Consider the following 1,394-nt stretch of genomic DNA (forward strand, 5'->3'; position numbering starts at 1 on the left):
GTTTTTCGCAGTCAGCCGGTACGACAGAAGTTAGCCAGCGCCACACCTGGCTGTCAATCTCACAGTCAGCCTACGATGGGGCGTAGCCCGCCTCCGCGTAGGGCAGCGGGTGTGTCTCGTGGACGCCGCCCAGGTAGGAGCCGGGCAGACCGTGGGGTTCGCCCTCGTCGAGGTTGCCGCGCCAGCCGATGTGGCCGTTGGCGAGGGCGAAGACGGACTCGCTCTGCGGCAGCAGTCCGAGGTGCAGCTCGCTCTCGCGCAGGGCCCAGGGCTCGACTCCGTACGAGGAATGAGTGATCACGGGCGCTCCCCCAGTTCGTCCAGATCCCGTACGACGATGTCGGCGCCGTGGGCGCGCAGGGCGGCGCTCTGGCCCACGCGGTCCACGCCGACGACGTACCCGAAGTGGCCCGAGCGGCCCGCGTCCATGCCGGCGAGCGCGTCCTCGAAGACGGCCGCCTCGGACGGCGTGACGCCGAGGTCCTTCGCGGCGGCCAGGAAAGTGTCGGGGCGCGGCTTGCCGGGCAGCCGCCGTTCGGCGGCGACGACACCGTCGACGCGTACGTCGAAGAGGTCCTCCGCCCCCACCGAGCGCAGGACGTCACGGCAGTTGGCGCTGGAGGAGACGACCGCGGTGCGCAGGCCGTGCGCCCGGACCGCCTCGATGTAGCGCAGGGTGCCCTCGTAGGCCTCGACGCCGTCGGTGCGGATCATGTCGAGAAGCAGTGCGTTCTTGCGGTTGCCGAGTCCGTGGACGGTGGCCCGCTCCGGCGGGTCGTCGGGGGTCCCCTCGGGGAGTTGGATGCCGCGCGAGGCGAGGAAGGACCGTACGCCGTCGGCGCGTGGCAGGCCGTCCACGTGGGCGGCGTAGTCGGCGTCGTCGAAGGGCCGGAATCCGTCGCCCTCGCGGTGTCGCAGGAAGTCGTCGAACGTCCGCTTCCAGGCGGCCGCGTGGACCACCGCGGTTCTGGTGATGACGCCGTCGAGGTCGAAGAGGCAGGCCAGGATCTGCTTCGGCAGGCCGAGATCGGTCATACGAGGAGTCTGCCCCCGGGATCGGCCTCCACCGGGTGGCGAGCGCCACATCACCGCCCTGGCCCAGGGACCGTCGTCGATACTGGAGGGCATGGAGATCGCTGCCCCCGCGCCCGGGTCCGGGCTCGTATGACCGAGGCGAGTCCGTCCTTCGGCGAACTGGTGGAGCGGGCCGCCGCGCTCGTACGGCCCGGCCGGCGCGCCCTTCTCGGGATCGCCGGAAGTCCCGGGGCGGGCAAGACGACGCTCGCCGAGCGGCTGGTCGGACGGCTCGGCGAGATCGCGCCCTTCCCTGTCGCCCACGTACCGATGGACGGGTTCCATCTCGCGGACGCCGAGCTGGACCGGCTGGGGCGCCG

Annotated in this window: 1 protein-coding gene and 2 pseudogenes; 1 reads left to right on the forward strand and 2 read right to left on the reverse strand. The window is 71.8% G+C overall.

Annotation, left to right across the window (positions count from 1 at the left end; all coding sequences use genetic code 11):
• Positions 1-82: 82 nt before the first annotated feature.
• Positions 83-301: pseudogene (locus ACWEBX_RS40715) on the reverse strand (hypothetical protein); the annotation flags it as partial.
• The gene (locus tag ACWEBX_RS40720) at positions 298-1,035 is read right to left on the reverse strand and encodes an HAD family hydrolase (RefSeq protein WP_451889724.1); all 738 of its coding nucleotides are present in this window, start codon (positions 1,033-1,035) and stop codon (positions 298-300) included. The pseudogene ACWEBX_RS40715 and the gene ACWEBX_RS40720, both read right to left, overlap by 4 nt.
• 129 nt (positions 1,036-1,164) lie before the next feature.
• Here ACWEBX_RS40720 and ACWEBX_RS40725 point away from each other — a divergent pair.
• Positions 1,165-1,394: pseudogene (locus ACWEBX_RS40725) on the forward strand (nucleoside/nucleotide kinase family protein); the annotation flags it as partial.

It is taken from the genome of Streptomyces sp. NPDC005070 (assembly GCF_053600395.1).